The sequence below is a fragment of the Candidatus Hakubella thermalkaliphila genome, from assembly GCF_013281975.1.
In the GTDB taxonomy this organism is placed as follows: Bacteria; Actinomycetota; Humimicrobiia; order Hakubellales; family Hakubellaceae; genus Hakubella; species Hakubella thermalkaliphila.
Genome location: NZ_BLRZ01000250.1, coordinates 1 through 1,386 on the forward strand (window position 1 = coordinate 1; position 1,386 = coordinate 1,386).

At 54.7% G+C, this 1,386-nt stretch carries 2 pseudogenes; one reads left to right on the forward strand and one right to left on the reverse strand.

Features of this window, described 5'->3' with window-relative positions:
* Positions 1-41: 41 nt before the first annotated feature.
* Positions 42-861 (reverse strand): annotated as a pseudogene (locus HW443_RS14135) (ATP-binding protein); the annotation flags it as partial.
* A gap of 53 nt (positions 862-914) precedes the next feature.
* Here HW443_RS14135 and carB point away from each other — a divergent pair.
* Positions 915-1,386: pseudogene (carB, locus tag HW443_RS11285) on the forward strand (carbamoyl-phosphate synthase large subunit); the annotation flags it as partial.

The following is a 1,386-nucleotide window of genomic DNA, read 5'->3' on the forward strand; positions in this document are numbered from 1 at the left end:
AGGCAGGGCTACTCGGATCACCAGATGGCCTGGCTATGCGGAGCCACGGAGGTGGCTATCTTGGCAATGGGAAAACCAGTGGCTTTGGAAGCCAGGGCAGAGCTTCGGGAGACCCGAGGGTTCATCTCAATCACATGTATATCTCCGTTCCATGGATTGACCGCAAACTGGATGTTAGATCCTCCGGTCTCTACCCCAATCTCCCGGATGATCATCAGAGCCATGTCTCGCAGAACCTGGTATTCTTTGTCGGTCAAGGTCTGGGCCGGAGCTACAGTGATGCTATCACCAGTGTGGATGCCCATGGGGTCAAAGTTCTCAATGGCGCAGACGATGACCACATTGTCCTTCCTGTCCCTCATCACTTCCAGCTCTTATTCTTTCCATCCAGCCACCGATTTCTCAATGAGAACCTGGCCTTTGGGGCTGATACGGAGGCCCTCTGCTACCATTTTAGTAAACTCCTCCCAATTATAGGCCATGCCTCCTCCCGTCCCCCCCCAGGGTGAAACTGGGACGGATGACCACAGGACGCCCCAGCTTCTGGACAATATAGTGGGCTTCCTCCAGGCTATGGGCACAGCCGCTCTCGGGAACCTTGAGTCCGAGGTGGGCCATGGTTTTTTTGAAAAGCTCCCGGGACTCAGCTCTGGCAATAGCCTCCACGCTGGCCCCGATTAGTTCTACTCCGTACTGGTCAAGGACGCCAGCCTCAGCCAGCCCTACCGCCAGATTTAAGCCGGTCTGTCCTCCCAGGGTGGGAAGCAACGCATCCGGCCTCTCCTTAGCTATAATTTTCTCCACTGTCTCTGTGGTCAAAGGCTCCAGATAGGTCTTATGGGCGAACTCCGGATGAGATACCCAACGATATAACCAGGAAGACCCCCTCTTGTTTCGAGCCCACTCTTGACTATGTGGTGGTCAAAATACCCCGATGGGCCTTTGACAAATTTCCCGAGACCGACTCCACCCTCACCACCAGGATGAAAGCGGTGGGTGAGGTGATGGCTATGGGGAGGAGCTTTAAGGAAGCCCTCCAAAAGGCCCTTCGCTCCCTGGAGACCGGACGCTATGGTTTGGGTTCGGACGGGCGGAGGGAGGAGGAATGTCATTCTGACATCCTCCTGGCCAGATTGTCCAAACCCAATCCAGATCGCATCTTCTTTATAAAAAAGGCTTTGGAAATGGGGATGATGGTGGAGGAGATTGGGGAGCTAACCGGAATTGACCCCTGGTTTCTCTTTCAGATCAAGGAACTGGTGGACTTTGAAAGAAGTTTCGAAGCCGTTACTATCCAGGATATGGAGCCCTGTCACCTCCGGGAAGCCAAAAGGCAGGGCTACTCGGATCACCAGATCGCCTGGCTATGCGGAGCCACGGAGGTGG